This is a genomic window from Psychrosphaera sp. B3R10, from assembly GCF_018861025.1.
In the GTDB taxonomy this organism is placed as follows: domain Bacteria; phylum Pseudomonadota; class Gammaproteobacteria; order Enterobacterales; family Alteromonadaceae; genus Psychrosphaera; species Psychrosphaera algicola.
This window is the reverse complement of the sequence record NZ_JAHKQH010000019.1, coordinates 263,867-289,105: the sequence shown is the minus strand read 5'-3', so window position 1 is coordinate 289,105 and position 25,239 is coordinate 263,867. Positions and strand designations below refer to the sequence as shown.

Below are 25,239 nucleotides of genomic sequence, written 5' to 3'. Positions count from 1 at the left end.
GTGAATATTGTTGCTAAACGGTCTAAAACTTATCGTTTATCAATAATAGGTTTACCCAACAGATAGAATAAAAATAAAGTTTTGGGGCATAAATGAGGTGTTAGTAGTAAACAGCGATGTGAGCGTTGTTATAGAGATCAACAGGTGCAAGATGAAAAGGTTATTTTACAAAGCGATTCTTTTTTTATTACTGCTAAGTACTTTACCAGTTATTGCTAATGCTGACAGTGAAGTTACGATTGCCGTTTTTGATGACCACGATAAATACGTATTGGCTTCGGGCCCATACGGTATTTCTTGGCGACTAATTACACTTGCAGCAAAGTCTCAAAACATAACGTTAGTACCTCAGGAAAGTTCGTGGCAAGGCAGTGTTAAAAGGTTAAAGGGGAAAAAGGTCGATTTAATTTTTGCCGCTTTTAAAACAGAGGAACGCGCAAACTGGGGATATTTTTCAAAGCCATTAATGTCAACCACGTCGTCTATTTTTACATTGCCCGAAAACCCAATAAATCACGTTTCTGAAATTGATCTAAACGTCGCCACAATAGGCGTTTCTGCAAATTCAAGCCAAGAAACAATTGCAAAGGAACTGGGATTTAAGAACATTTACGCAACGGTTACACGTAAACAACTTTTTTATATGTTACGTCAACGCCGATTAGATTATCTATTTTTTGCTGTCGGCGCAGTTAATTACTATTGTATGTTTTATGAAGATCCAACAGATCGCGATTGTTTAAAACGTGTTGGCGGTAATTATGGCGGGAAGTTTATTCATACATTAAGCCTTAAGACTAAAAAGTCTAAGGCGATAATGAAAAAACTAAATAACGGTTTAGTCGCTATAAAAGATTCCCAAGAAGTCATTTCATATTTCAAAGAGTTCAATTACACAGACCAAGATATCGAAAATTGGAAAAAGTCATTGTCTGAAGATGTTAATTAAGTTCGACACGAATTAAACCAGATTCATTATTTTAAAGCCGACATAGATAATACAAAGATACGACATAGATAAGACACAGCTAAGACTAAGAAATAGATACGACAAATATCTAACTAGCCAAATAAGTAAGATGCCGTATTTAAATTTTACCGGATACAAGCCAGTCTAAATTATTTCAGCCACGTAGCGCGTGCGATATTTGAATTTTACGGATAACAAGCCAGTCTAAATTATTTCAGCCACGTAGCGCGTGCGGTATTTAAATTTTACGGATAACAAGCCAAGCTAAATTATTTCAACCACGTAGCGCGGTAATAGATTAAGAAGACAATATGTTTAAAGAGAAAATCTAACTAAATTAAAACGATATAAATAGAAATGGTGGGAAATGTTAGGCCAATTTGATTTGTTGTCGAATGGCAATGAACTCAGGATTCGAGGGAAATTTAAGATATTGTTTTTAAGGGTATTCCCAAAATATCTGAGTTGTCTTTTCTCAAAGAGTTTGGGATTTTTCAGTAATTAATTCAACAAGATAAGGGATATTTTTCTCAATTAATCAGAGTTAGTCGTTCAGTGTTGCTAACACTAAATTATCTCGGAGTTTTTATCAAATTTATTATTCGTTAAGGCTATTATAGATACAGATATTTAGGAATGAGGGCAGCGAAAAATTACGCTGTATTTTCCACAGGGTAATAAGTGGTGAATTTCCTGAAACTGGTAGAGTAAAGCTTAGTTGGCAGGAAAACTCTTTTTTAAGTTATAAATTCAGCTCCTTTAGCACACTTTCCCAAGATGGAAATCGTTGGCTTCCATAATGAATTAAGCTGCCACCAAATTGGTCTTGTCCATTGCCTGTAGTGTGATCGTCAATCAGCACATCACCAATCAACAGTCCCTTGTTCGGACTGATGATTAATCTCTCGACATATTTGTAACCCAGCCATTGTTCAACCCAAAGTCGTTTCTCTGTATAACATAAAGGGTTTAGCGGAGATGGTGCTGTCAGGATATATGGATCGTAGATTCTAGATTCATACAATTTCTCCATAGCTGATAATGCCCCTGCCATAGGCTCTAAGTTGGCAAAGAAACCACGTTGTGATTGCGGGTAAGGGACGTCAGGTGATTGTTTTAAAGCCTTTATGTGAGCAACTTTGTAATTGCACAGAACATCATCCATATCAATATATACAATCATGTAATCTCTCCACCTATTGTTGCTTTAATTAAAAAAAGAAAGTTGAGGACTTCGCGATAGCTGATGCTTTATAGCAGCTACATCATCAAACCGATGGATAAAGCCCGACTCGGATTTTACCGCACGCAACGTACCGTTTTCGATCAGAGATAGATATTTTCGCTTACTCGTTCTCAACACATTTAAAGCTTCTTTACTGTTTAATTTTTGTTTAGTTACTTTTGTTGAATACTTTAAAAGCCAATTTCGGATGCACTCTGATTCAACAATGATTGAATTAAATAACGTCTTACTTCTTACAAAACTGATATCAATATCACCATGAAGCCACGCAGCTAAAAGCTCATCCAAGCCTATGCGAAAACCTGGGTTTGCTTTCAAAAACGTTTCAAAAGATTCACCATTTGGTAATTGCGGTAAAGACGTCAAATGAGTAATAAAGGGCATTATGTTAATGATGGATTTATTATTTAGGCGACATCCGTTATCGACGTTAACTAAGTCCGCATCAAACATTAAATCAAGTGCTACAGGGGAGATACCTAGTGCAAGGCAAAATAGTTTAGAACCAACAAAGAGCGACCCATCTAATGATCTTAAGTCGTCATCAATTACATTATTATTAAAGACTTGACCACACCAAGGCCATTGTAAAGTCAGGCTTCCCAACATGGTTTTTTGCAGGTATTCAATAAAACCTGGAATTATACTCGCCGCCGAATAATGATCTCGGACAGATTGTAAAAGCTCTATATTATCAGCTTTAAGTGTTAATAACTCATAGCCTCTCAATGTTAGTTGTGACACCTCTATAAAGTATGATTTTTTAACAGGTAATTGTCCAAGACCGAAATGCTTTTCGAACAATCCTGCATGGAGGCAGTCATTGATTTGCTGTTGTGACAATTCATAAAAACAATTTGGCGGATAAACCGCTTCTAGTTTTTTATGACAGCGATAATTTGTGCAGATTCCGCGGAATAAATTTAAATCAAAAACTAATGACTCAGAGCAGTGTGGGCACAAATCAACCAGTAAACATAGATGGACAGGACACACCATTACTTCTTTAGACTGAAATTCTTGGTAGTGAACGTTGTTTTCTTCAATGCAAAGTGGACATACTCGTGCATGAGATATTTCTGACTTTTCTTTGCTAAATCGTTTGATGCGAAGATTATTTAAAAGCTCGTCATGCAGTCCATTTAATTTATTAGTCGAGATCATGGTTAGCTGCTTGGGAGTAACTATATCTTCAAAATAGGATGAACCAATGCCACGAGCATATTTCGCTAGTTGAGTTATTAAACTTTCATTAAGTAATTGAGATGTTAGCATTTTATGCCACCCAGCCTATGCCTTGTGCATTAACTTCAATAAATGGATTACTCGTAATTTCCTTAGAATTTTCATGGTTGTAGGCTAAAGCAAGCGTTTTTACCGAAAGTGACTCAACTTTGCGTAAGTCATACAAGGTGTGGCAAGCACCAATTAAGTTATTTAAATCTCGAAAGTTTCCTTTAGTTGCGTCATAAACTAGATCAGCGATTTTGGGATCTGACAGAGATATTTCTGTCGGTAAACAAGTATGTTTTTCCATGTATTTAAGAACTTTTATCCATACGTCGTCATTTTTAAACGTTTTAAGTCGAACAGTGGCGTTAGATCGGGATACAAGTTGGCCTATCGTAAACTTATTATATTTAGCAGCATCATAAAGGCGAGACGCATCTTCTACACCGAACATAAATACGCTAAGTTTTAATTCTTCCATTAAATGTTTAATCGCATCCGCCATGTCTCTCGCTAGCGCACTTTCTTTCGCAGCGGGAAGTAAAGTTTGAATTTCGTCTAAGACGAGCACTTCAATACCCTGGTTAATGAATGCTTTACGTAATAGTTCTTTTAGCTCAGTCTTGCTCACTTTGCGTCGAAGAGTGATTAGTCCGTTGCTCATCTGCTCTGTAAATTCTCTTATTGTTTTTGGGCTATCCAACTTTACATAAACAGAACGAGGGTGTTTAGGGTCATATCCTTTGTTTAGATGATAATTTACTGTTTTAGCAATGGTTGATTTTCCGACACCAGGTTCACCTGTAATTAAGCAAGCACGTTCATTCATTGCGCTCATTCCATACGTGATTTCTAGCGTTTTTATCGCTTCATTAAAATCTGGGTATCGTAAAAGCGGTTTTTCGGCGAACTTATTTAGTGCTTCGCCTTCATTACGTTTTTGTTCAAACATTAATCAGGTCGCTCCATTTCATCAAAATCATTAGTTGTATCTAGCCAATCAGCAAGCAGTGCTTCAGTTTCTGAGTGACTTTCTATTGATGAGTTAACTCCAGGCTTTCTAGATATGTTTTTACCTGATTGTTCCATCACGGCTTCAATATCAACAGGTGCCCCCTCTAAATCTACTGCGATAGATCGCGTCTTTGATTGCTTCTTTTGTTTCTCTTCAACAGCGACAATACCTTCTGTTTCTAAACGGTGGGGCGTTAATGTTCTGTAACTTTTTTTGTAAGGCTCTGCTTCAGAATATGGCAATGGCTCAGGGTAGTGATTGTACTTTCTGTTATGAGTAACCATATTAAACTCTTCACCAGTCACCGTATTTATTGCAGTAACGGTGACAGTCCTGCAATCTAAAGGATCAAAAAAAACTGAAACAGGAACGGATCCTTCAATTGATTTATTAAGGGAGTTAAATATTTCGGGCACAGCTGCAAAGATTTGCCCTTCAATCATGAAACCATTTTTAATACTCATCGAGCATTGCTCTTCAATGCAATGAAGTAGTTCTGGCGATATAAACTCATCTGTACAAAACGCTGCCGTTCCATCATTGATAGCAGCAAACCACGCTTCCTTTGGTGATTTAGGGCGGGATGTATTTGTCATATTCATTATGCAAACTCTTTAAGATCACGATTGTTATAGTTAGTCATAAAGCGACCAAGTTCATATTCAAACTCGGACTCTGTTTTCAATGGGGTCTTTTTAAGGGCGTCCATGTCAATATTTTTAGTTTTGGGGTCCTTCGGGATGTACCCTGGATAGTTGCTCAAAAAGAAGTTGGTTAATACTCTAAAGAAGCTTTCAACATGCGGTTTGTCTTGACCGTGTTGGCATTTTGCAAAATCCCAATCGATATGAACTTGGGTTAAAAAGTGATGTAAGTTATCGGAAATAAAGCCAGGGCCGTTATCGAATCTAAGCTCAGATGGGACACCTCCTAGCTTACCATTGCGTACACTCATTACATGACGTACAAGGTTTATTACTCCATTGCCACATTCATACCCTTTATGTACATGCCAACCGACGACGGCACTGGTCTGTGAATCAACTGCTGAGTAGACACATAGCCGTATTTTAGATAGCTTGTATTGACCAGTATTTTCATCTGGTTCGTTCGAGCGAACAAACAAAAACACCGTTTTTGTATCACATTGGACTAACTCTAGTGGACTGTCAGTTTGCCATACGCCAATGTTAGAATATGAATTATCCTGACGGTATTTTTGTCCATACCTTGCGAGTTTTCTGTCTCTGTCAACATGGTTCTTAAAATAATCTCTCATTGTGTTTTCACAACGAGGAGCTACGTCAGGTCCCATTTTGCTTTGTACAAGCTCAACGTATTCTCGATATGCGTGGGAAAATGTTGTACTTTGGTTATTAAAGTATTCTTTGTCTAGTGCCAACTCTAATAGCTGAAAGTGCGCTATTTGGTCTTGCGTCCAGTTGTACTCTTGGCGTTTTCCTACAACATACGCTCTATAGTCGTAACCTAATCGCTTCAAAGGCGTAATATGGTTCTGTATCCATTTGCCACTTCGTACAGGTAGTTTTTTATGATTTATACGAACATGCTCTAGTGCTTTTTTTATGGCTTCTTTACCACTAGGTTTGCCACTTTCATGATGTCTTGCAGGCTCGATGTAAGCACGAAGTAGCTCAATCTCTTCTTTCTCGGCAGGTGTCAACGCTATTTGAAACGTTTGAGCATCGACTAATCGTAACGTTCTTTGGCGCTTCAACTCAGTAAATTCAATAGGGGTTAAATCGAGTATATCGCCGTTAGAAGCTCGCAACAGTACGTAATTAACGTTATAAGATTCAATCTTATACACTTTTTCTTCGGTTTCTTTTTGGTACAGGTATTCTTGTCCTGCGTGGATGATCTCTTTTATAGCCATTACACAACACTCCAGTTGATAGGCGTACGAGCGGTAATAGGGGAGTTGAAGTCAACCATTCCAAATTGATAGGCAACACCAGCCCAAAGGTAAAACTTCTCTTGCTGGCTAATAGCCGCATGTTGGATTGCGCCAATGTTGGTTACTACGCCTAGTAGCTCAGTATTCTTTAAGAGAAACCGGAGAACTTCTTCTTTAGCCCAGCGAAAATGGATTTTGAGCTTCATGAAGTTTTTAATTTGGGTGTTGTGAAGCACATGCTCAGTAACGACTTCAAAAGACCAGTTCGTATTATCATCGACGTACTGACCAATAGCCTTGTACTTTTCATCAAGCTCTGGAGTTAACTTTGCTTTGGGCTTAAATTCTTTCAACAGAACACGCCTGCCTGAATAGATGCATACTGCATCTGGTGTATAACGCTCTGTTACGCCTGGCACCGGAAATGAAATGGCTTGAGTCGCGTAGGACAAACACTCAGGATCAAAATCCATCACCAAAAGATGCTTTTTCTCAAAATGGGAATCCCAAGATTGAGGCTTATTAGAGCTAGGAGACAAGTGAAAACCCTTAAGGTTCTTGTAACTGCTTTGCTCAAACGCTTTAAATGGACTTAATTTAGACGGCATTACACCCCCCTCCATTACTGGTCGAATTATTTGTAATGCAAAAACGCATCAAGCGACTTTTATTTATTATTCTATCGCCACTACGTTGATATTTTTTTGCACTTTTCTTAGCGCCTTCACTTGAAATATAGTCGATGTTTACTATATTTAAAGGTTGGCTTGTTAAATATCGAACTCGTATTTGCAATTCGAATTCCTGCTTACATATCAAAGACCGTTTTTTAGCGTTTTTAGATTGATAATTAGACAAGTTAACCTCTCTGCTAATATTTTATGTCGGTTTGTTTCGTGTTTTTTCGTATTAAACATGGAGAAATTAGCCTTAGCAACCAGGTAGGACAAAACCCGAAAAACGTACAAAAATCACGCAGACTGATATACTTATCGTATTGATTTTATAGGGTAAGAGATTAAGAGTTAGGTTTTGTTATGTTTTAAAAATAGCATTTTTAAAATGCGTTTTTTGTGTAAAAAATACAGTTCAATTGTTATTGTGGGTGTTATTGGTAAAAGTTTGCTTTTAGCTGTTGTAAATTCAATTTAAAGCGTCAAAAACAGTTTAAAGAACACTCATAAATTTAAAAAAACCATAAAAAAAATATAAATTAATTTTATTGGGAAAATTTTCACAAAAATATGGAAATGTTAAAAGTTTCACTGACAGTGAGTAAAAAAACACTAGATGAATTTGATGATTTACTCATTGAACTAGGGTTAACTAAACAGTGGTGGGCGAGCACGCTTCTACTCAACGAGGCGTTCTACTTGCTGTGGCCGTTTAAAGGTTTGAACACTTTTGAGAAGATTGAGCCAAACTCAAATTTAGGGCTGCTATTTCTAGAGAAACGTCAATATGGCAAAGAACCATTAGATTTTGGCGTGGATAGAGTGTTCAAAGATACCCGCAGAACACAATTTCTAATGGCAAAGTCAAACCGTGAGCTATTGACCCAAATATGTGAATCATTCAACGTCTCTGAATCTGCACTGTTTGAGTTTGCAATGAATGAAACCCTATTAAAAGCAGGCGGTGGTATTCTGAAGTACCGTAATCAAGAGAAATATAGGCCGTTGTTTACAGGTTCAATAAGTGGCTCTGGCTTAACAGAGTTCGAGGAGCTTAGACAAAATCTATCCGAAAAATTAAAGAAAATCCAAAGCATTACACTTGAACCATTGGCACAAGAAGACAAGTTAAACCGCTTAAAAGAAGCGCTGTTTATTCCTGATGGATTAGTACCCAAATCCTTTAAGAAAAAACACGTTAAAAGGTTCAAGAAACCTAATATGTAGTGGCTAATATCTGTTCTGACAGTTTACCCGCAAACCACCAGCCAATTATAGCCTGTGAGAAGCGTACGGTTATTGCCTTAAATTTTATTGCTGAGAATTATAAGTTAATAGCAACTTTTATGACCATCCTAAATTCTGATAATTCTGAATAGTAAACACCTCTTAATAGCTTGTATCGAGTAGAACAATTGACACCCATTTAAGAGAAACTAAACGAGCGAAGTGCTTATTAACACTGTGCTTTATTTGTTTTTTTTGGTAGTTTGAATAGTAAATAGTAGACCATTGTTAATTATGGCCTCTATAAATTGAGATGTTAGACATGGATAGCAAATATGGCACTAAACATTAGTAAGTTACTCAAACAAGAAGCTTATGCTTGTATTCAAACGAGCTTAGGAGACCTTTGCGTTTTTGGCATAAGTTATAAAAACCAAACTGATCTAGAAAAAGATCTAGAGACGCCTATAAAAGATTGTTTACCTACTGAGTTCATCAGAAATTTTTGTGTTTATATATGTTTTCCAAAAAGTAGTTTAAAGGAAGAGAAATACAAGCCCCACAAGCCAGTTCTCACAATCGAAAGTGTGAAGAATCTAACTGAAGACGATCTTGAAAGAATTGCTGGGGTTTATATAGATAACAATGAGTATTTATTTAAGAAGCTAGAGTTTAAGAAGAAAAAAAATGAAAAGGGCGAAATCGTTAGCTCTGGAGAGTACAAAGATATAGAACACCCAAGAAACAAAAAAGAAACAAATATTTCCTACCTTTACAGGCTTTCAGTGCTTCAAATGGAAAAGCGCAAAAAGGAGATGGAAGAATTGTTCAAGTCAGTATCGGGTTTAGGCAGTTTTTCGTCAACTCTAACGGACAGTATAAAAGACACTCTTGCGATGGGCGATTCCCTTAGTAAATCAATCGAGTCCATAAGACCAGTCCAAATGGCCGAATTGCGCCCAGTAGAGCGTGAATCATTTTATATGGATTTCGCTAAAATAGAGCAATCCAAAGAAGAAAGCAGGTTACAACCATCTAGAGAGCTAGCCGATCGGCTAGACCAGCTTATTGAATCCTCTGTTCAGGCTTCTGAATTTATGATTGAAGCCAACAAAATACAAACCAGTATAGCTACTGAGATCAAAGTATCTGGTGATCTAACTGATAAACACTCTAGAAAAAATATCAGACTCAGTTGGGTGGTCATAACATTGACGGTGCTTGGTATGATATTTACGGCTTACTCTTTTATTTCTGGAAACAGATTTAATGAATATCAACAGATAAAGCTAGAACAAAGTGCAAAAGAAATAGTAAATTCCTTAACGAGTATCAATACAAAGATTGTAAACCAGACCTCTATAAGTCAAAACACATTAGATTCAATATCAAAGCAATTAGTTGAAACTAATAACCAAAAGAAGTTATACGAGCAATTACTTGCTCAGCATAAATCTTTAATCGAGTCTTTACAAAGAGCTACCTCAGAGCAGAAAGCGCATATAATTGACCTTCAGGAAAGAATAATCGCGTTAGAGGAGAACAGAAAGACACATGAATAAGGAAATGCTTAACAAGGCGCTGCTGTAGGCAAATTTCCCGCAGAGACCGATGTTAGGTGTAAAGGAAGTAGGAGTGTAATTTCAGGTATTGATGCAATTGAAAGTTATTTCAAAAAACCTAGGAAAAGTCAACACCGACGAAACTGGTTAGAAAAGTCTTTATTTCAATAAAGCCAGAAAACAATACTTGGTAAATTGTTACCCAGTTTATAAAAATCATGGAGGACGTCAAACTCAGCTTAAAGAAGCTTCAGAAGCAAAAGCGCAAACTAAGTTCGTTGTTTAATTTTCACCTAACGACCGATTAGAACTAGTAACGTTCTTTTCATGCATTCCACTCGACGATTGCCCAACAATATCTTTAACTAGCAATAGGTTATGAAGTCTGTTATTTGTAGGCTAATGAGAAAAGTGAGTGATTTTCTTACTATTAATTTATTAGCTTTAAAGAGGAATATATGGCAATTTATAAATATCAACCATATTACAAATATGATGGACCAACTCATGCAGACCCTTTTCGTGAAGAGTTGGATATAGAGCAACAAAAAGAAAACATAGAAGGTTTTTTTTCTGAAATAGAGCATTATTTTGAAAGTGACGCGAAGTTTGAAAGAAGGGATGATTACTTTATCTGGATAACATCTGATATAAGTCAGAATGAGTGTGACGAAAGGGTTAAGCGTTGTTTAAACAGTTTAGATTTATTTGCTAATAGAACTCTTTACAAAGAACATTAAACGGAAAATGCAGTTGGCTGTTTTCACTTCGTTCAACATTATAGCCATCTATTTTACGTGTATGTAAGTGTTATACTTAAAAGGGGCAAGTGTTGAACAAAAGAGTAATGTTTCAGGTTTTAAACCCTAAAGGTTTGGTAGATATCTCAGTAGGCCAAAAGGGTGTTGATGATTTAGAGTTAAAAAATCTGTATAAGAGCTTTGAAATAATTTATTTTTTACAGCCTATCTCATACGCATATGAGTCCATCGAAAGAAATGTGACAGAATTTGAGACATTCGTTTTACGAGTTTCTGATCCGTCTAATGGATTATTCCGAGGGATATTGAACCATATGGAAGTGATTAGTTCACTTGCCGAGGCCCAGCAACGATTGACGAACTTACTTTCTTCGGCTAATGCATTTTTAAATCTCGTGGAATCAAAATTAAAATCTAATTATGGGAATAATTCCCAACAATTAGTTTTATGGAATGACTTCAGGAGAAGCCTTCACAAGGAAAATATAAGCTATCGTCTTATGTATGAGCTGAGAAATTATGCGCTTCATTGTGGGCTACCAGTATCTTCACTTAAAGTTGATATGAATGAGCTTGCAAGCGACATCCCTAAGAAGAATGTGAAGATCAATTTATCTAAAATAAAAATACTAAACTCTAATTACGACTGGAAAAGTGTTAAAAAAGATATTGATGGTTTAGAGGAGAGCGCCAATTTAACTGAGTTGGCGTTAGAGTATGCCAATATAATAAAGCGCCTGTATCTGTATTTGCTAGAAATTTTCGCTCAAGAACTAAGTGCAAGCAAACACTGTATCGATGTTTTTTATGAAAAGCATAATATACCTGCGGAGTGCACGGCACAGATTGCTTTAGGGTGGAAAGAAGGCGATGATCTTTCAAATATAGACTGTGAAATTTTGCCTATAAATGAGCTAAATTGGGTTCTGCGCGATACATAACAAGTTGGGGCACGACGACTTTTTTCTGCGCGAGAACAAAGCGTTAATGTTTGTTCATGGCATATTTAATACTGTTAAATTTGATTGGGTTCTGTGAATCGAGTCTGACAGATCGAGTTAAGACTTATCCACCTAATAGTCAACTTTGGTGAATTAAACTCTATTTAGTACAAAAACTGTCTAAGAAATTGATTTAGTAGCGCTTCCATCCAACGGAAACCATAACAGCCATTACTATATGTCTCTTAAAATCACCGCAGGGGACACTTTGTTTGCTCTGTTAAATACTCCGTGATTTTTTCTAGATTGCTGATTTGCCCTTTGAGCATTTCTTCAAGGGCGGATTCACCATTTAGGTAGTCATTAGGCTTATGGACCCAACCATTGGCTTGGTTTGCATTCGGGAACAATATCCTCAGTAATTTATATATGCGGATGATATGTGACACCCTGATTAAGGATGAATGAGGCAGTACCGAAGAAGAATCTGTTTTTATTTTATTGAATTGCTTTGCCAATGAAACACCCAAGAGAACCTTTTGGGATTCAACATCTATAGTCCACTCTTCCATTATATTAAAAAAGACCTTCGTTCCCACCTTTGAAAATTCCTGAGATGACATGAGTATTCCGAGCAACTTCGTTATTAAGTAGTTTAGTGATTTTTCTGAATATTTAAAGGCACATCAGTTGAAACTAAAGTGCCGTAAATGTTTTAATCATTTCCAAATAGAGGTACTCTTAAGTTATTTTCAGAATAGTGACAACAGTCATATTAACGTATTGTTATTTATTAAAATATGACAAGTTTGCAGGAAGCAGATGAGCGATATCAAACTCTATCAAATTAGCAATGAAAACAAGCAGGTGACTGAGCTAGTTGGTCAGCACGCAAAGCTTGAAAAAGAACTCCAAAAGTTAATTGAAGACAACATGGATGCGTTTTTAAGTGTCCGCTTGTTGGCAACTGAATTTACCACATCAAATGGTGGCCGAATTGACTCGTTGGGACTAGATGAAAATGGTTGTCCGGTCATTATTGAATACAAGCGTCACAGCAATGAAAATGTAATTAACCAAGGTTTGTTTTATTACGATTGGTTGCTCGATCACAAAGCTGAATTTCAATTATTAGTAATGAACGAATTGGGTGCCGATGTTGCAGATACAATTGAGTGGGAAGGTTCTCGACTTCTTTGTATTGCCTCTGATTTCACCAAGTATGATGAATACGCCATAAAACAAATAGACAGAAATATTGAACTCATCCGCTACAAGTATTTCGGTGACGACCTCATGATGTTGGAGTTGGTAAACACTCAGGCAACAAAATCAATAGCTGTTGGTGGCAAAACATCGACAAAAACTGTTAAAAACACTGCTAATAAAGATAAAAGTCATCAAGACAGCAAAGATTCTGCCAGTGAAAAGCTAATCTCTCTTTATGAAGAGATTTGTAGTTATTGCGAGGCACTTGGTGATGACTCCCAACGAAAAGAATTAAAGTTATATACCGCGTTTAAGCGGATAAAGAACTTTGCCAGTATTTGTGTGCTCCCCCAAAAAGACGAAAGGGTTGTTATGTGGCTAAAAGTAAACCCAGCCACTGTCGAACTACAAAGTGGCTTCACACGAGATGTTACCAACACAGGACATTGGGGCACAGGCGACTTGGAAGTCCAAATCAGAAACGAACAAGATTTAGAAGAAGCAAAGCCGCTTATTCAAATGAGCTTTGCTAATAGCTAAGAATTAAAGAGATAGAAATGGCAGATTTTAAGAAAATAGAAGAATTAGAAAAGCGATTATGGTCAGCTGCTGATTCATTAAGAGCTAATACAGGGTTAACTGCTCAAGAATACTCACGCCCGATACTTGGTTTGATATTTCTTAAGTATGCCGAGTACCGCTTTACGTTAGCCAAAAGCAAAATTGAAGGTCATACTAATTCCCGTCGTCGTAGCGGTGGTAACATTAAGTCAAAAATACAAGCGGAAGGTGCGATGTATGTGCCCGATGAAGCGCTTTACTCAAATTTATTGGCACTACCTGAAGATTCAAATATTGGTCTTAGCGTCAATAATGCAATGAAAGCATTAGAAGCTGAAAATGAAGCGATAAAAGATGCGCTACCAAAAACCTTTACACGCTTTGAAAACGACATGCTTAAAAGTTTGCTTAAAAACTTTAACGACATCGACTTCAGCCTTGGTTCAGATATTTTCGGTAGAATTTATGAATACTTCCTCAATGAGTTTGCTAAAACCGAAGGCCAAGGCGGCGGTGAATTTTTCACTCCATCGGCACTTGTAAGTTTAATCACTGAAGTCATTGAACCATACCACGGTAAGGTGTTTGACCCTGCCTGCGGTAGTGGCGGAATGTTTGTTAGCTCGGCTGACTTTGTTGCTAGTCACAATAAAAATGCTTCAGATGTACTTTCCGTATTCGGTCAAGAAAAAACAGGTGATACCGTTCGTTTATCTAAAATGAACCTTGCTGTTCATGGTTTACAAGGTGATATTAGAGAAGGCAACTCTTATTACGAAGACCCGTTCGAACTAGCCAAAGGTGAAGTTGTTAATGGTAAACAACACGGCCAGTTTGACTATGTGATGGCTAACCCTCCATTTAACGTTAATGAAATTCAAAAAGATCGCTTAGAGGGGGACAAACATCGTTTCCCTTATGGTATGCCGCGTAACGACAACGGTAACTATCTTTGGATTCAAATGTTCTATACCGCACTAAGTGCAAAAGGCCGAGCAGGTTTTGTTATGGCGAACTCAGCCAGTGATGCCCGTGGCTCAGAGCAAGAAATTCGTCAAAAGCTAATAGAGGACGATGCCGTTGATGTCATGGTAGCGGTATCAAGTAACTTCTTTTACACAGTAACGTTGCCTTGTGCGTTATGGTTCTTAGACAAGAACAAACCCGCGCACAACAAAGAAAAAGTGTTGTTTATCGACGCACGCCACATCTTCCGACAAGTGACTCGCGCTGTTCGTGATTACACAAGTGAGCAACTTAACTTTATCGCCAATATTGTTCGCTTATACCGTGGGCAAGATATTGATAATACTTACCTAGAAACACACCCAGATGCTGGCAACGATGGTAAATTTAAACTCAAAGATTTGTTTATCAGTGATGATGGTCAACTGGCTTACCAGGATATTGCTGGCTTATGTAAGGTGGCATCAAAAGCCGAAATCATTGAACAAGGCTATAGCCTAAACCCTGGTCGCTATGTCGGTGTTGCCGAAAGAGAACAAGAACACGATGAAGACTTTGCGGTTAAGTTGGAGGCGCTTCAAGAAGAATTGGAAGTGTTAAATGCTGAAGCGCATGAGTTAGAAACTAAAATCGACTCGAATGTTTCGAAAATTTTAGGATTAATATAATGGAGTGGGTTTCATCTACTTTAGGAGTTCTTTGTGATCAAGGGGGCGGAGAAATTAAAACTGGCCCTTTTGGTTCTCAACTCCACCAATCAGACTATTCCAAGTATGGAACACCAGTAGTAATGCCGAAGGATATTGTTGACGGTAATATAAATGAAGAGTCTATAGCGCGAGTCAGCGATGAGCATGTCGAAAGGCTTACAAGGCATAAGCTTTCAAAAGGCGATATTGTTTATGGAAGGCGAGGAGATATTGGTCGTCAAGCATTGATTCGACAACATAATGTGGGATGGCTCTGCGGAACAGGATGCCTTCGAGTTTCACTTGGACAAGACACGCTTGTTTCCAGTAAATTTTTGCATTTGTATTTACGCCAACCAGACGTAATTAAATGGATTTGTAATCAAGCAGTTGGTGCGACTATGCCCAACTTGAATACAGAGATACTTAGAAGCGTTCCCGTTACCTACCCTGCGAATAAAAGTTATCAAAATGAAATCACGTCGAAAATTACTAAATACGACGACTTAATCGAAAACAACAGCCGCCGTATCGTTATCTTAGAAGACATGGCGCAATCACTTTATCGTGAGTGGTTTGTTAACTTCCGCTACCCAGGCCACAAAGATAACCTTGATGCCGACGGCAACCTAAAACTCGTTGACTCGCCACTAGGTCAAATTCCTAAAGGCTGGGAAGTTAAGCGTTTAGATGATATTGCAAGTGTGAATCCTCAGAGCATTACTAAAAAGAATGCGCCTGATGAAATTGGGTATATAGATATAAAAAGTGTTGGTACAGGGACGATCAACGAAGTAAAGCTAATGTCGTTTGACGACGCACCTAGTCGTGCCAGAAGAGTGGTAGTTGATTGCGACATTATATGGGCAACAGTTCGCCCAAATAGAAAACAGTATTCTTTTATCTGCAAGCCAGCTTCAAACACCATCGCTTCGACTGGGTTTGCGGTACTTCGAAGTAAAAGCTTACCAGCTAGTTATCTATATAGCTTTACTACAACAGACTCATTTACAGGTTATTTGGTAAATCACGCCACAGGCTCCGCTTACCCAGCGGTAAATGCGGATACTTTTAAAAAGGCCGATATTTTGGTTCCACCTTTAGCATTAGTACGAAAGTTTGATGATATTTGTTCCGATGCGTTGTCTCAATCTGAAGTATTAAAGAAAAAGAACAAGAATTTAAAACAACAACGCGATATGTTGTTACCAAAGCTAATTTCTGGACAGATTAATTTATAAGGACATATATGGTCGCTTTTGACTATCACAAACAGGCCCAAAATTACTACTCTCAATCACCAACCATCATTTTAGGCAGTGGGGCTTCTGCTGCATTTGGCTTGTCGGGTATGGGGGCATTAGCACAACACTTGAAAGAAAGTGTAAATGTGCATTTGTTTGAAGGTGACGATAATAAAAAATGGGATGAATTTGTCACATTGCTAGATGCTGACACAGACTTGGAAATAGCACTTCACACAGTAGATATGTCAGTAGCGTTAACCAATCAAATAGTTAATAAAACATGGGAACTAATAAATAATGAAGATCTAGGTGTTTTTGAAGCTTCGTTAGCTGAGCGTAATTATTTTCCTTTAGGTCGATTGTTAAACCATTACTTTCAAAGCACAGCAACAGCAATAGATATTGTCACTACAAATTATGATCGTTTAGCAGAGTATGCATGTGAACAAGAAGGGCTTCATCATTATTCAGGATTTTCACATGGATTTAGGCGTTTATTAAAAGAACAGGCATATATACGGTGCGCTCGTACTGTAAATATATGGAAGGTACATGGGTCTTTAGATTGGTTTAAATCAGATGCTGGTGAAGTAATAGGATTTGGCAATTTACCCAACAAACCGAATTCCTTAACTCCTCAAATAGTAACCCCTGGAACAGAAAAATACAGAATCACACACTTAGAACCATTTCGAACAATCATTGCCAACGCTGACAATGCTATAGAAAAGGCTAACAGTTATTTGGCGGTAGGATTTGGGTTTAACGATCAGCATATTCAAGAAAAGTTAATTCAAAAGTGTGTTAGAGAAAAAGCTGCAATTATAGTTATTACATACAAATTAAGTGATGAAACAAAAAAGTTTTTATTTGAAAAAGGAGTTGAAAACTTTTTAGCAATAGAAAGAGGTAGTAGTGATGAAGAATCAGTAATTTATTCATCACTATGTGACGAACCTATTACTGTAAGCTCTAATCATTGGTCATTAGAGGGATTTTTAGAACTAATTATTTAAGGAAATAGAGATGAGTATATTTAATTACAGTATCGATGACGCTTTAGGAAAAGTTATATCTGTAGATACAACAACTGTGATAGTAGAAGTTGCAAACTCTGATTTATTAAAAAGACTTCAAGTAAATCGCCTTGCAGTTTTGCAAAGTAGCAAACCAGGTCAACACTTAATAGGTTTAATAAGCCAAGTTACTAGAAAGAAAACTACCGAACTTCTAGAAGGTGAAGGCGAAGGAGTTAATGAGCTTAATCTTTGCAAAGTTGCTTTAATTGGTACTTTCTTAGATAGAGATGGTGCCGACGAAAATATATTTAGAAGAACTTTAGAAAGTGTTCCCGAAATCGATGCCAACTGTTTTGCATTAGAAGGTGAAAAGTTGACTTCTTTTATGAGAATTCTGTCGCGTGCAGGTGATGAAGAATCGTCGTTAACACTTGGTCAATACACGCTTGATGAACAAGCTACCGCCTATCTAAATGGCAACAAGTTTTTCCAGCGTCACGCTTTTATCGGCGGTAGTACAGGTTCAGGAAAGTCATGGACTACAGCAAAAATTATCGAACAAATGGCTAACTTATCCACTTCCAATGCAATTGTTTTTGATTTACACGGTGAATACGAACCTTTAAATCAAGATGGCATTAAACATTTTAAAGTGGCTGGGCCAGCAGATATAGAAGCAGGAAAGACTCTAAACGATGGAGCTATTTATTTACCGTATTGGCTTTTATCATACGAAGCTCTTGTTTCTATGTTTGTAGAACGTAGTGACCAGAATGCTCCTAATCAATCAATGATAATGTCCAGAGAAGTCAACTCTGCTAAAAGAAAATACCTTACTGATGGTGGTCACAATGACGTTTTGGATAACTTCACAGTCGATAGTCCAGTTCCTTTTGATATCCAAGAGTTAATCAATGAATTAAACGAAATCAACACTGAGCAAGTACCTGGAGCTAGAGCAGGAACGACTAAAGCTGGAGAATTTAATGGTAAGCTAAGTAGAATGATAGCTCGCTTAGAAAACAAGTTATCTGATAGGCGATTAGGTTTCTTGTTTCAGGGAGGTACAGACACTCTTCGTTTCGACTGGCTTCAAGATTTAACTACTGCATTATTAGGAAGTACGGATGAAAACGGAGTTGGCGGGATTAAGATTATTAATTTTTCAGAAGTACCTTCTGACATACTTCCTTTAATAGTTTCGCTTGTTGCAAGAATAGCATTTTCTTTACAGCAATGGACTCCTTCTGACCTAAGGCATCCTGTAGCCCTGATGTGTGATGAAGCGCATTTATATATGCCGCAGCGCAATTCTTCAGGAGCGGCTGATGATATTTCACTTGATATTTTTGAACGAATTGCAAAAGAAGGCCGAAAATATGGAGTTAGCTTAGTTGTTATTAGTCAACGTCCCTCAGAAGTTAACAAAACATTACTTAGTCAGTGCAGTAACTTCGTTTCGATGAGGCTAACTAATTCAGATGATCAATCAGTAGTTAAAAAACTTTTACCCGATAGTTTAGGTGGATTTAGTGAAATTTTACCTACGTTAGATACAGGTGAAGCGCTGGTTGTGGGTGATGCTTGTTTATTACCTAGTAGGATTAGAGTAGATGAACCTGTGAATAAGCCAAATAGTGGAACTATAGATTTTTGGGATGAGTGGCAAGAAGCTGCTCCAGCTGATCGATTAGCAACTGCCATTAATAATTGGCGCAAGCAAAATATATAGTTTTTGGAATAGAGATGACTTACACGGAAGATGCATTAGTAGAGCAACCAGCAATAAACCTATTCTCAAATTTAGAGTGGGAAACTGCTACTTGTTGGGATGAGGTCTTTGGCTCATTAAACGATGAATCATTGAAGGGTAATCCTTTGTTTTTTGGTAGGGAAACTAGAAACGATGTGGTTCTTTATGCAAGATTGAAGTCATCACTTCTAAAACTAAATCCAAATATAAGTCCTCTAATAATTCAAGAAGCAATAGACGAAATTGCTCGCGATAGAAGTGCAATGACTTCTATATCGGCTAATGAAGAGGTCTATGAGCTGTTAAATAATGGCTACGTGTACACAACAAATGCTGAAGATGAAGAAGACTGTGTTGTTCAATACATAGATTGGTCAAAACCAAGTAACAACGATTTCTTACTATGCAGCCAGATGAGCATAACGGGCGAAATAGAAACTCGTCGCCCTGATTTAATCGGCTTTGTAAACGGTTTTCCTTTAGTATTTATTGAGTTAAAAGCAAGTCATAAAAATTTACTTTCAGCTTATAAAAACAACCTATCTGACTACAAAAACACTATCCCTCAATTGTTTATCTTTAATCAGATTATTATCTTGTCTAACGGCGTGCAATCAAAGGTTGGTTCTATTTCAAGCCAATGGGAACATTTCGCAGAATGGAAAAAGATTAAAAGTGAAAAAGAAGAACGAAAAGTCAGTTTAGAAGTTGTTATTAGAGGTGTTTGTGAACAAAACCGTTTATTGGATATCATCGAAAACTACACACTATTTGTAAAAACAAAGCACACTGTAAAGATCATTGCTAAATATCATCAATACTTGGGCGTTAATCAAGCATTATCTGGTCTTACTAATGTAAAAGAACGAGCAGGGCAGTTAGGTGTTTTCTGGCATACACAAGGTAGCGGCAAAAGTTTTTCTATGGTCTTTTTCTGCAAAAAAGCGTTTCGTAAATTCACAGGCAACTGGACGTTTGTTTTAGTAACCGACAGAACAGACTTAGATGATCAGATATACAAAACATTTAATTCTGCTGGAATCGTAACCGAAAACTGCCAAGCTGACTCTGGTATTCAACTTAAAGCCTTACTCGGTGAAGATCACCGTTTTGTATTTACCTTAATACAAAAGTTTAAAGGCGATGAAAAAGGAAACTTCCCTGTGCTATCAGAACGTGATGACATAATAGTTATTACGGATGAAGCTCACCGTAGCCAGTATGACTCGCTTGCGATGAACATGCGTAACGCAATGCCTAATGCTTCTTTTATGGCTTTCACTGGTACGCCGTTACTGGCAGGAGAAGCAAAAACTCAAGAAGTATTTGGTGACTATATCAGTATCTATAACTTTTCTGATGCTGTAGATGACGGTGCGACACTCCCTTTGTATTACGAAAACCGCGTACCGGAGGTGTCAATATCAAACGATACGATAGGTGAAGACATTGCTGAAATACTGGATAATGCTGAACTCACAGAGGAGCAAGAAACTCGTTTAGAAACTGAGTTTTCAAAAGCGTATCACATTATTACCAGAGATGACCGTCTAGAAACAATAGCTGCTGATTTAGTCGAGCACTACATAAATAGAGACCCGTTTAGTGACGGTATGCTAGGTAAAGCAATGGTGGTATCTATTGATAAAGCAACAACCATAAAAATGTACGATAAGGTCCAAGTAGCGTGGAAAACTAAACTTACTAGTTTAAAGTCTCAAGCAAAACATGCTTCAGGAAGTCGTTTAAATAAACTTCAGTTTCAAATAGATCATATGGACACTGTTGATATGGCAGTTGTGGTTTCCGGTGGACAAAATGACGATGAACGACTTGCAAAAAAAGGACTGGACTACAAACCACACAGAGAGCGGTTCTTAAAAGAAAAAATTGACGAAAAATTTAAAGACCCAGAGGACAACCTACAAATCGTATTTGTTTGTGCAATGTGGTTAACGGGTTTTGACGCACCATCTGTCTCCACGCTATATATAGATAAACCGTTGAAAAGCCACACATTAATGCAAACAATAGCTCGCGCAAACCGAGTTTATGAAGGTAAAACAGCAGGTCAAATTGTTGATTACATTAATATTTTTAGTGCATTACAGCAAGCGCTTGGTCTATATGGTGGCGGTGTTGCAGAAGGCGGTACAACTTATAAAGTGGATAGCCCAGCTAGGGACAAATCTGAATTAGTAGGGGCCTTGGGTGCAGCAATAAATGAATTATTAGTTTTCCTAGGCTCTAAAAACATTGACTTAAATGAGATTGTTGCGGCACCTGCTGATGGTTTTGCAAAACTGACTTTACTAGATAACGCCAGTGAAATACTACTAGAGCCAAAGAATAAAGATGAATTTACGTCATTTTTAAGGCAAATAAACCGTATATTTAAGGCAATCATGCCTGATGATAGTGCTAACCAATACGTACCATATCGAATAGCCATTAATATCATTTATTCTCAAATGCGACTTAAGTCTGGTTTAACCATCGATGATGAAGATGTATTAGATGTAGTTCGTAATCAAGTAAACGATTTGTTAGATGAATCTATATCTACGATTAAAATCCAGAGCAACTTACCTGAACCTGTAAATATTGCTGACATCGATTTTGATACTTTGGCGACAATGGTAGCAACCATAGATAAACCTAAACAATCTGATGCGGAAAAACTGAAGAACCTAATTGAGCGAAAGCTACAGCCAATGGTATTGAAGAATAAGTCTCGCCAAGATTTGCAACAGAAGTTCCTAGATTTAATAGAAGAATATAATTTGGGTGCGTATACCGCAGAAGAGTTTTTCAATCGTTTAAAAGATTTCATTAACGAATTAGAACATGAAGACAAACGCACAATGCGTGAAGGATTAACTGAACAAGAACTAGCGGTGTTTGACTTAATGGTTCAAGAAGCTCCATTAAATGACAAGGAACGCAATAAAGTTAAGTCTATAGCCAAAGAGCTTGTAGAAAAAATGCAGGAGCTTTTGGTTATAGACTGGCGCAAGAAGCAACGAACCAAAGCTAGAGTAAAAAATATGATTGAAGAAATTTTAGATAATTTGCCTGAGTCATATGACGACGACTTATGGCCGAAAACCTGTAGTGAAGTATTTATGCATATATATGAGAAATACCCAGGCCAAGGCAAAAGTGTTTACGTCCAATAATGGTAAAACTCATAATTTATAAAGCGACGCTGCGTGAATGAAACAGATGTACAACCCATATGAATTTATTTCAAGCACGTAGCGCACGATTAATAAAACACACTTTATTCGTAAGCAACGTACTTATGTATACAAACAACTTTGTTTAGATAAAAGTCCCAGATCACTGAGATAATCCCGAAAACGACTGATTTCGACATTGTAAGTGCTCTACTTCAAATAATATCTATTATGCGCACAATGTATATTATGTTAAATAGAGTATTGACCAACATTGCCTGCCAGCACTGTGGCTTTAATATCGTTCCGTTGACTGTCTCTATTTAACAATTCCTATTACCCCCAAATCTATTTCACTTTGCTCTGTTCACTATGTTTATGTAGTTCAATCGTTAACATAACCTTTGGATTGCTACACGACACACTTCTGTATAAAGATACTTACCTTGTTTAATTAGCCGTGATAAACCTCAATCTATAAAACTGAAAGCTGACAAAAACGGCGAACCATTTAATATAACTAAAATAGAGTTAATAACCTGGTGCAATTGATAAGTTATGCGCACCTCGAATCTCAGTACGATTGTTCAAATACAACTGATATTCGACACTAGATAAGGTACCGCCAACTGTGCAGTCGACATTCCATCTTCTTAATAAATACCCTGCCATGGCAGCGCGTACGCTAACAATTTTTTTCCCATCAAGCATGCCGTAATCCATTTCTATCGCAGTGGGATGTTTGATGTTTTTAGGATGCGGTACAATTTCGAGCTGCAAAATATTTTGCCATGCGTCATCTGCGGTTTGTAATTCATGAACCCCGAGTTGGTTTGATCGAATCGATACTTTACTTATTCGTGTCAAAACAAAATCTCTAAAGCTGTTTGATTTTCGGTCGTAACCACGAACATGCCATCGTAACCCATTATCAATAATCGAGTGTGGTACAAAGTCTCTTGCCGCAGAACCACTGGACAACGAGGTATAGATCATATTTACAACATTACCGTTTAACATTGCTTGAACTAAACGTGCTATCACAAATATGTCGGGTACATTTAAGTGTGATGGTTGCTCTACTGGAAACTCTGTATTAGCTATCGAGTCGTAACCATCTGAAATTTGATTCGCAAGCTTTACTAAAGTTTTACGCGCATCATGCGGGAATAAAGGTTTGAATGTTTCTGCTTGAAAATAACGTTTAACTTTTGCGTCATAATATAAATTGTTTGGTGCATATTCTTTGTAAAGGTTGAAATCTCTTGTTCCAGCCGACAAACCAACTTCAAATTGGCTAATAAGGTCATTACGACATAGGTGTCCCTTAAAAAATAAAGAAAAGTCGATAAACGCTAAGCGTTGCTTTTGAGCGAAGGGAATATTTTCGAATTCTATATTTTTGTTTGTGGCCACACTATTTCCTTAAATGTTTCAATCGCTGAGATTACTGGAGTTTTGTTAATGTTAAGTATGTGATTTAAAATAAACCACATCAAAAGTAAAGTAAAGTCCTCGTTGTTAATTAGTAATTTGGTTTATTTTCTGAATTTAAACGAAACAAGTTGTTAAGGGTGGTTGAACATATTAAATACCCGATCACCAATAATTATAAAATGGCATTACTAAAGATCATGCCTCTTCATCACCTATGCCTTTAAAGTAGTTTCACGACACCAAATCCCGCTGAATTAGTATCGTTTACTGTATCAAACTGTAACCCTCACAAACTTAAATTACGTTACTAACGGTTCGTAACCACTTGGTAAACGAAGTTAGTTTAAAAGTTATTCACAGGTTAACTTTAGGCACTTATAAATGCTTATAAATAAGAGTGTATCATAATGAGTCTCGTGGGTGGTTTTGCCCTACACCTGTGGGTAGATTCACGAAAGTCTTTATAATCGGCATTCTTCCTGTTGGTAAATACATACTTAGTCGGTTATTAATTGCCATATGTGGGTTGTTTGTATACATATGTTTGGTTGTTTTTGTTGGTCTTTGGTTTGGTTTGTGTTATGGTGTACCAAAATGTTACATATATTTTGGGCCTGTTCTCATGCAAGAAAAACATCAAGGAAATAACCAAGCACTTCGTTATGACCAGTTACAACGGTTTAAATTTATAGAAACCCTCGCCTTGTGGGAGGGAGAATTAAGTACCAAACATTTATGTGATTATTTTGGAATTCAGAGACAGCAGGCTTCTAGAGATATAAAAATATACTTGCGGGAAATTGGACCTGGAAACTTGGTTTATGATGCTTCGCTAAAACGATATGTTGTCACTCTAGGTTTTGCAGCAAAACTGATCGACGACAAATTAAATGACTATCTATATACGTTGGAACACTGCCGAACTGTTAACAACTCAAATTCAAGCAGTGCCAAAAAGCCACTTTATTTAGGTGTTAATATTGTTCATAACATTGAGTTTGGTCATCGTGCAATTTCTGCGGATGCGTTTAGAGAAGTATTAAATGCGTGCGTGCATTCTCATTGTCTTAATATCGATCATCGAACAATTAAATCACCAACAAGCGAAATGCAGCTCATCGCCCCCCATTCTATTATTTTCATCAATCAACAATGGCATGTCAGAGCATATTGTTTTCGGGAATTATCGTTTCGTAATTTTGAATTACGTCATATACATGGAACACCCACTTATAATAGTGAGCAAAATATTAATACAGTAGAAATGGATGATGACTGGAATACATTGGTTAACATCAACGTAATTCCAGATCCGAGATTATCAGCGGTACAAAAGTTAGTAGTTGAAAACGAATTCGATATGGAATTTGGTAGTTTGCTAATAAATACTCGAGTTTGCTTTATTCCCTACTTATTTAAGCAACTTAATATTGATGTCAATATCACTCACCCTGATCCAACGGAACAGAAAATAGTGATAGAGAATTTAAATGCAATTAAACGATGGGTTTTTTAAACAGTTTTACCCAAACCACAATTATTGTAGGAAAGACTAAAAATGCGAAAAATTTGGACCTAATCTAACTTCTGAACTTGTCAATAATGGCAAATTATCATTTTGTAAGTTGTATTTAC

Annotated in this window: 20 protein-coding genes; 12 read left to right on the top strand and 8 right to left on the bottom strand. The window is 37.2% G+C overall.

Going from position 1 to position 25,239, the window contains the following annotated elements; translation table 11 throughout:
- Positions 1-151 precede the first annotated feature (151 nt).
- On the top strand, positions 152-949 hold the full coding sequence (locus KO525_RS06470) for an ABC transporter substrate-binding protein (RefSeq protein ID WP_215962970.1): 798 nt from the start codon (positions 152-154) through the stop codon (positions 947-949).
- A gap of 763 nt (positions 950-1,712) precedes the next feature.
- Here the strand turns inward: KO525_RS06470 and KO525_RS06465 are convergent.
- From KO525_RS06465 to KO525_RS06440, 6 genes are read right to left on the bottom strand one after another with little or no spacing between them, the layout of a single operon-like run.
- Positions 1,713-2,153, bottom strand: coding sequence for a hypothetical protein (locus tag KO525_RS06465; RefSeq protein WP_215962969.1), 441 nt, complete (start codon positions 2,151-2,153; stop codon positions 1,713-1,715).
- Positions 2,154-2,177: 24 nt separating this feature from the next.
- Positions 2,178-3,491, bottom strand: coding sequence for a TniQ family protein (locus KO525_RS06460; RefSeq protein ID WP_215962968.1), 1,314 nt, complete (start codon positions 3,489-3,491; stop codon positions 2,178-2,180).
- 1 nt (position 3,492) lies between these two features.
- A complete protein-coding gene (locus tag KO525_RS06455; protein ID WP_215962967.1) occupies positions 3,493-4,398 on the bottom strand; it encodes an ATP-binding protein in 906 nt (301 codons plus the stop codon).
- Entirely contained in the window at positions 4,398-5,063 is a 666-nt protein-coding gene (locus tag KO525_RS06450; protein WP_215962966.1) for a hypothetical protein, read from the bottom strand. Before KO525_RS06450 ends, KO525_RS06455 begins: the two co-directional genes overlap by 1 nt.
- Positions 5,063-6,358, bottom strand: coding sequence for a DDE-type integrase/transposase/recombinase (locus KO525_RS06445; RefSeq protein WP_215962965.1), 1,296 nt, complete (start codon positions 6,356-6,358; stop codon positions 5,063-5,065). Before KO525_RS06445 ends, KO525_RS06450 begins: the two co-directional genes overlap by 1 nt.
- Positions 6,358-6,987: a hypothetical protein gene (locus KO525_RS06440; protein ID WP_215962964.1), complete on the bottom strand. Its 630-nt coding sequence runs from the start codon at positions 6,985-6,987 to the stop codon at positions 6,358-6,360. The genes KO525_RS06445 and KO525_RS06440 overlap by 1 nt, the downstream gene beginning before the upstream one ends.
- A 642-nt stretch (positions 6,988-7,629) precedes the next feature.
- On the opposite strand from KO525_RS06440, the gene KO525_RS06435 reads away from it, so the two are divergent.
- The 4 genes from KO525_RS06435 (at position 7,630) to KO525_RS06420 (ending at position 11,544) form a co-directional block, all read left to right on the top strand.
- Positions 7,630-8,280, top strand: coding sequence for a hypothetical protein (locus KO525_RS06435; RefSeq protein WP_215962963.1), 651 nt, complete (start codon positions 7,630-7,632; stop codon positions 8,278-8,280).
- A 335-nt stretch (positions 8,281-8,615) separates the two neighbouring features.
- Positions 8,616-9,842, top strand: a complete 1,227-nt coding sequence (locus tag KO525_RS06430) for a hypothetical protein (protein ID WP_215962962.1) — start codon at positions 8,616-8,618, stop codon at positions 9,840-9,842.
- Positions 9,843-10,300: 458 nt separating this feature from the next.
- A complete protein-coding gene (locus KO525_RS06425) occupies positions 10,301-10,582 on the top strand; it encodes a hypothetical protein (protein WP_215962961.1) in 282 nt (93 codons plus the stop codon).
- A 92-nt stretch (positions 10,583-10,674) separates the two neighbouring features.
- Positions 10,675-11,544, top strand: a complete 870-nt coding sequence (locus KO525_RS06420) for a hypothetical protein (RefSeq protein WP_215962960.1) — start codon at positions 10,675-10,677, stop codon at positions 11,542-11,544.
- 251 nt (positions 11,545-11,795) lie between these two features.
- Here KO525_RS06420 and KO525_RS06415 read toward each other — a convergent pair whose 3' ends face one another.
- Positions 11,796-12,167 carry an antitoxin Xre/MbcA/ParS toxin-binding domain-containing protein gene (locus KO525_RS06415; RefSeq protein WP_215962959.1) on the bottom strand — a complete coding sequence of 124 codons (372 nt, stop codon included), beginning with the start codon at positions 12,165-12,167 and terminating at the stop codon, positions 11,796-11,798.
- A gap of 199 nt (positions 12,168-12,366) precedes the next feature.
- On the opposite strand from KO525_RS06415, the gene KO525_RS06410 reads away from it, so the two are divergent.
- The 6 genes from KO525_RS06410 to KO525_RS06385 are packed head-to-tail and all read left to right on the top strand — an operon-like array spanning position 12,367 to position 22,167.
- Entirely contained in the window at positions 12,367-13,293 is a 927-nt protein-coding gene (locus tag KO525_RS06410) for a DUF5655 domain-containing protein (RefSeq protein WP_215962958.1), read from the top strand.
- 17 nt (positions 13,294-13,310) lie between these two features.
- A complete protein-coding gene (locus tag KO525_RS06405; RefSeq protein ID WP_215962957.1) occupies positions 13,311-14,948 on the top strand; it encodes a class I SAM-dependent DNA methyltransferase in 1,638 nt (545 codons plus the stop codon).
- Positions 14,948-16,210, top strand: a complete 1,263-nt coding sequence (locus tag KO525_RS06400) for a restriction endonuclease subunit S (RefSeq protein WP_215962956.1) — start codon at positions 14,948-14,950, stop codon at positions 16,208-16,210. The genes KO525_RS06405 and KO525_RS06400 overlap by 1 nt, the downstream gene beginning before the upstream one ends.
- A gap of 8 nt (positions 16,211-16,218) precedes the next feature.
- A complete protein-coding gene (locus tag KO525_RS06395) occupies positions 16,219-17,232 on the top strand; it encodes an SIR2 family protein (protein WP_215962955.1) in 1,014 nt (337 codons plus the stop codon).
- A gap of 10 nt (positions 17,233-17,242) precedes the next feature.
- Positions 17,243-18,967, top strand: coding sequence for an ATP-binding protein (locus tag KO525_RS06390; protein WP_215962954.1), 1,725 nt, complete (start codon positions 17,243-17,245; stop codon positions 18,965-18,967).
- Positions 18,968-18,981: 14 nt separating this feature from the next.
- Entirely contained in the window at positions 18,982-22,167 is a 3,186-nt protein-coding gene (locus KO525_RS06385) for a type I restriction endonuclease subunit R (protein ID WP_215962953.1), read from the top strand.
- A 531-nt stretch (positions 22,168-22,698) separates the two neighbouring features.
- Here KO525_RS06385 and KO525_RS06380 read toward each other — a convergent pair.
- Positions 22,699-23,583: a WYL domain-containing protein gene (locus KO525_RS06380; RefSeq protein ID WP_303521076.1), complete on the bottom strand. Its 885-nt coding sequence runs from the start codon at positions 23,581-23,583 to the stop codon at positions 22,699-22,701.
- Between the two features lie 643 nt (positions 23,584-24,226).
- Here KO525_RS06380 and KO525_RS06375 point away from each other — a divergent pair.
- Positions 24,227-25,120: a WYL domain-containing protein gene (locus tag KO525_RS06375; RefSeq protein WP_215962952.1), complete on the top strand. Its 894-nt coding sequence runs from the start codon at positions 24,227-24,229 to the stop codon at positions 25,118-25,120.
- Positions 25,121-25,239 lie beyond the last annotated feature (119 nt).

Coding starts and splice junctions, on each gene's coding strand:
- KO525_RS06470 (WP_215962970.1), top strand. CDS start 152: ATGAAAAGGTTATTTTACAAAGCGATTCTTTTTTTATTACTGCTAAGT.
- KO525_RS06465 (WP_215962969.1), bottom strand. CDS start 2,153: ATGATTGTATATATTGATATGGATGATGTTCTGTGCAATTACAAAGTT.
- KO525_RS06460 (WP_215962968.1), bottom strand. CDS start 3,491: ATGCTAACATCTCAATTACTTAATGAAAGTTTAATAACTCAACTAGCG.
- KO525_RS06455 (WP_215962967.1), bottom strand. CDS start 4,398: ATGTTTGAACAAAAACGTAATGAAGGCGAAGCACTAAATAAGTTCGCC.
- KO525_RS06450 (WP_215962966.1), bottom strand. CDS start 5,063: ATGAATATGACAAATACATCCCGCCCTAAATCACCAAAGGAAGCGTGG.
- KO525_RS06445 (WP_215962965.1), bottom strand. CDS start 6,358: ATGGCTATAAAAGAGATCATCCACGCAGGACAAGAATACCTGTACCAA.
- KO525_RS06440 (WP_215962964.1), bottom strand. CDS start 6,987: ATGCCGTCTAAATTAAGTCCATTTAAAGCGTTTGAGCAAAGCAGTTAC.
- KO525_RS06435 (WP_215962963.1), top strand. CDS start 7,630: ATGTTAAAAGTTTCACTGACAGTGAGTAAAAAAACACTAGATGAATTT.
- KO525_RS06430 (WP_215962962.1), top strand. CDS start 8,616: ATGGCACTAAACATTAGTAAGTTACTCAAACAAGAAGCTTATGCTTGT.
- KO525_RS06425 (WP_215962961.1), top strand. CDS start 10,301: ATGGCAATTTATAAATATCAACCATATTACAAATATGATGGACCAACT.
- KO525_RS06415 (WP_215962959.1), bottom strand. CDS start 12,167: ATGTCATCTCAGGAATTTTCAAAGGTGGGAACGAAGGTCTTTTTTAAT.
- KO525_RS06410 (WP_215962958.1), top strand. CDS start 12,367: ATGAGCGATATCAAACTCTATCAAATTAGCAATGAAAACAAGCAGGTG.
- KO525_RS06405 (WP_215962957.1), top strand. CDS start 13,311: ATGGCAGATTTTAAGAAAATAGAAGAATTAGAAAAGCGATTATGGTCA.
- KO525_RS06400 (WP_215962956.1), top strand. CDS start 14,948: ATGGAGTGGGTTTCATCTACTTTAGGAGTTCTTTGTGATCAAGGGGGC.
- KO525_RS06395 (WP_215962955.1), top strand. CDS start 16,219: ATGGTCGCTTTTGACTATCACAAACAGGCCCAAAATTACTACTCTCAA.
- KO525_RS06390 (WP_215962954.1), top strand. CDS start 17,243: ATGAGTATATTTAATTACAGTATCGATGACGCTTTAGGAAAAGTTATA.
- KO525_RS06385 (WP_215962953.1), top strand. CDS start 18,982: ATGACTTACACGGAAGATGCATTAGTAGAGCAACCAGCAATAAACCTA.
- KO525_RS06375 (WP_215962952.1), top strand. CDS start 24,227: ATGCAAGAAAAACATCAAGGAAATAACCAAGCACTTCGTTATGACCAG.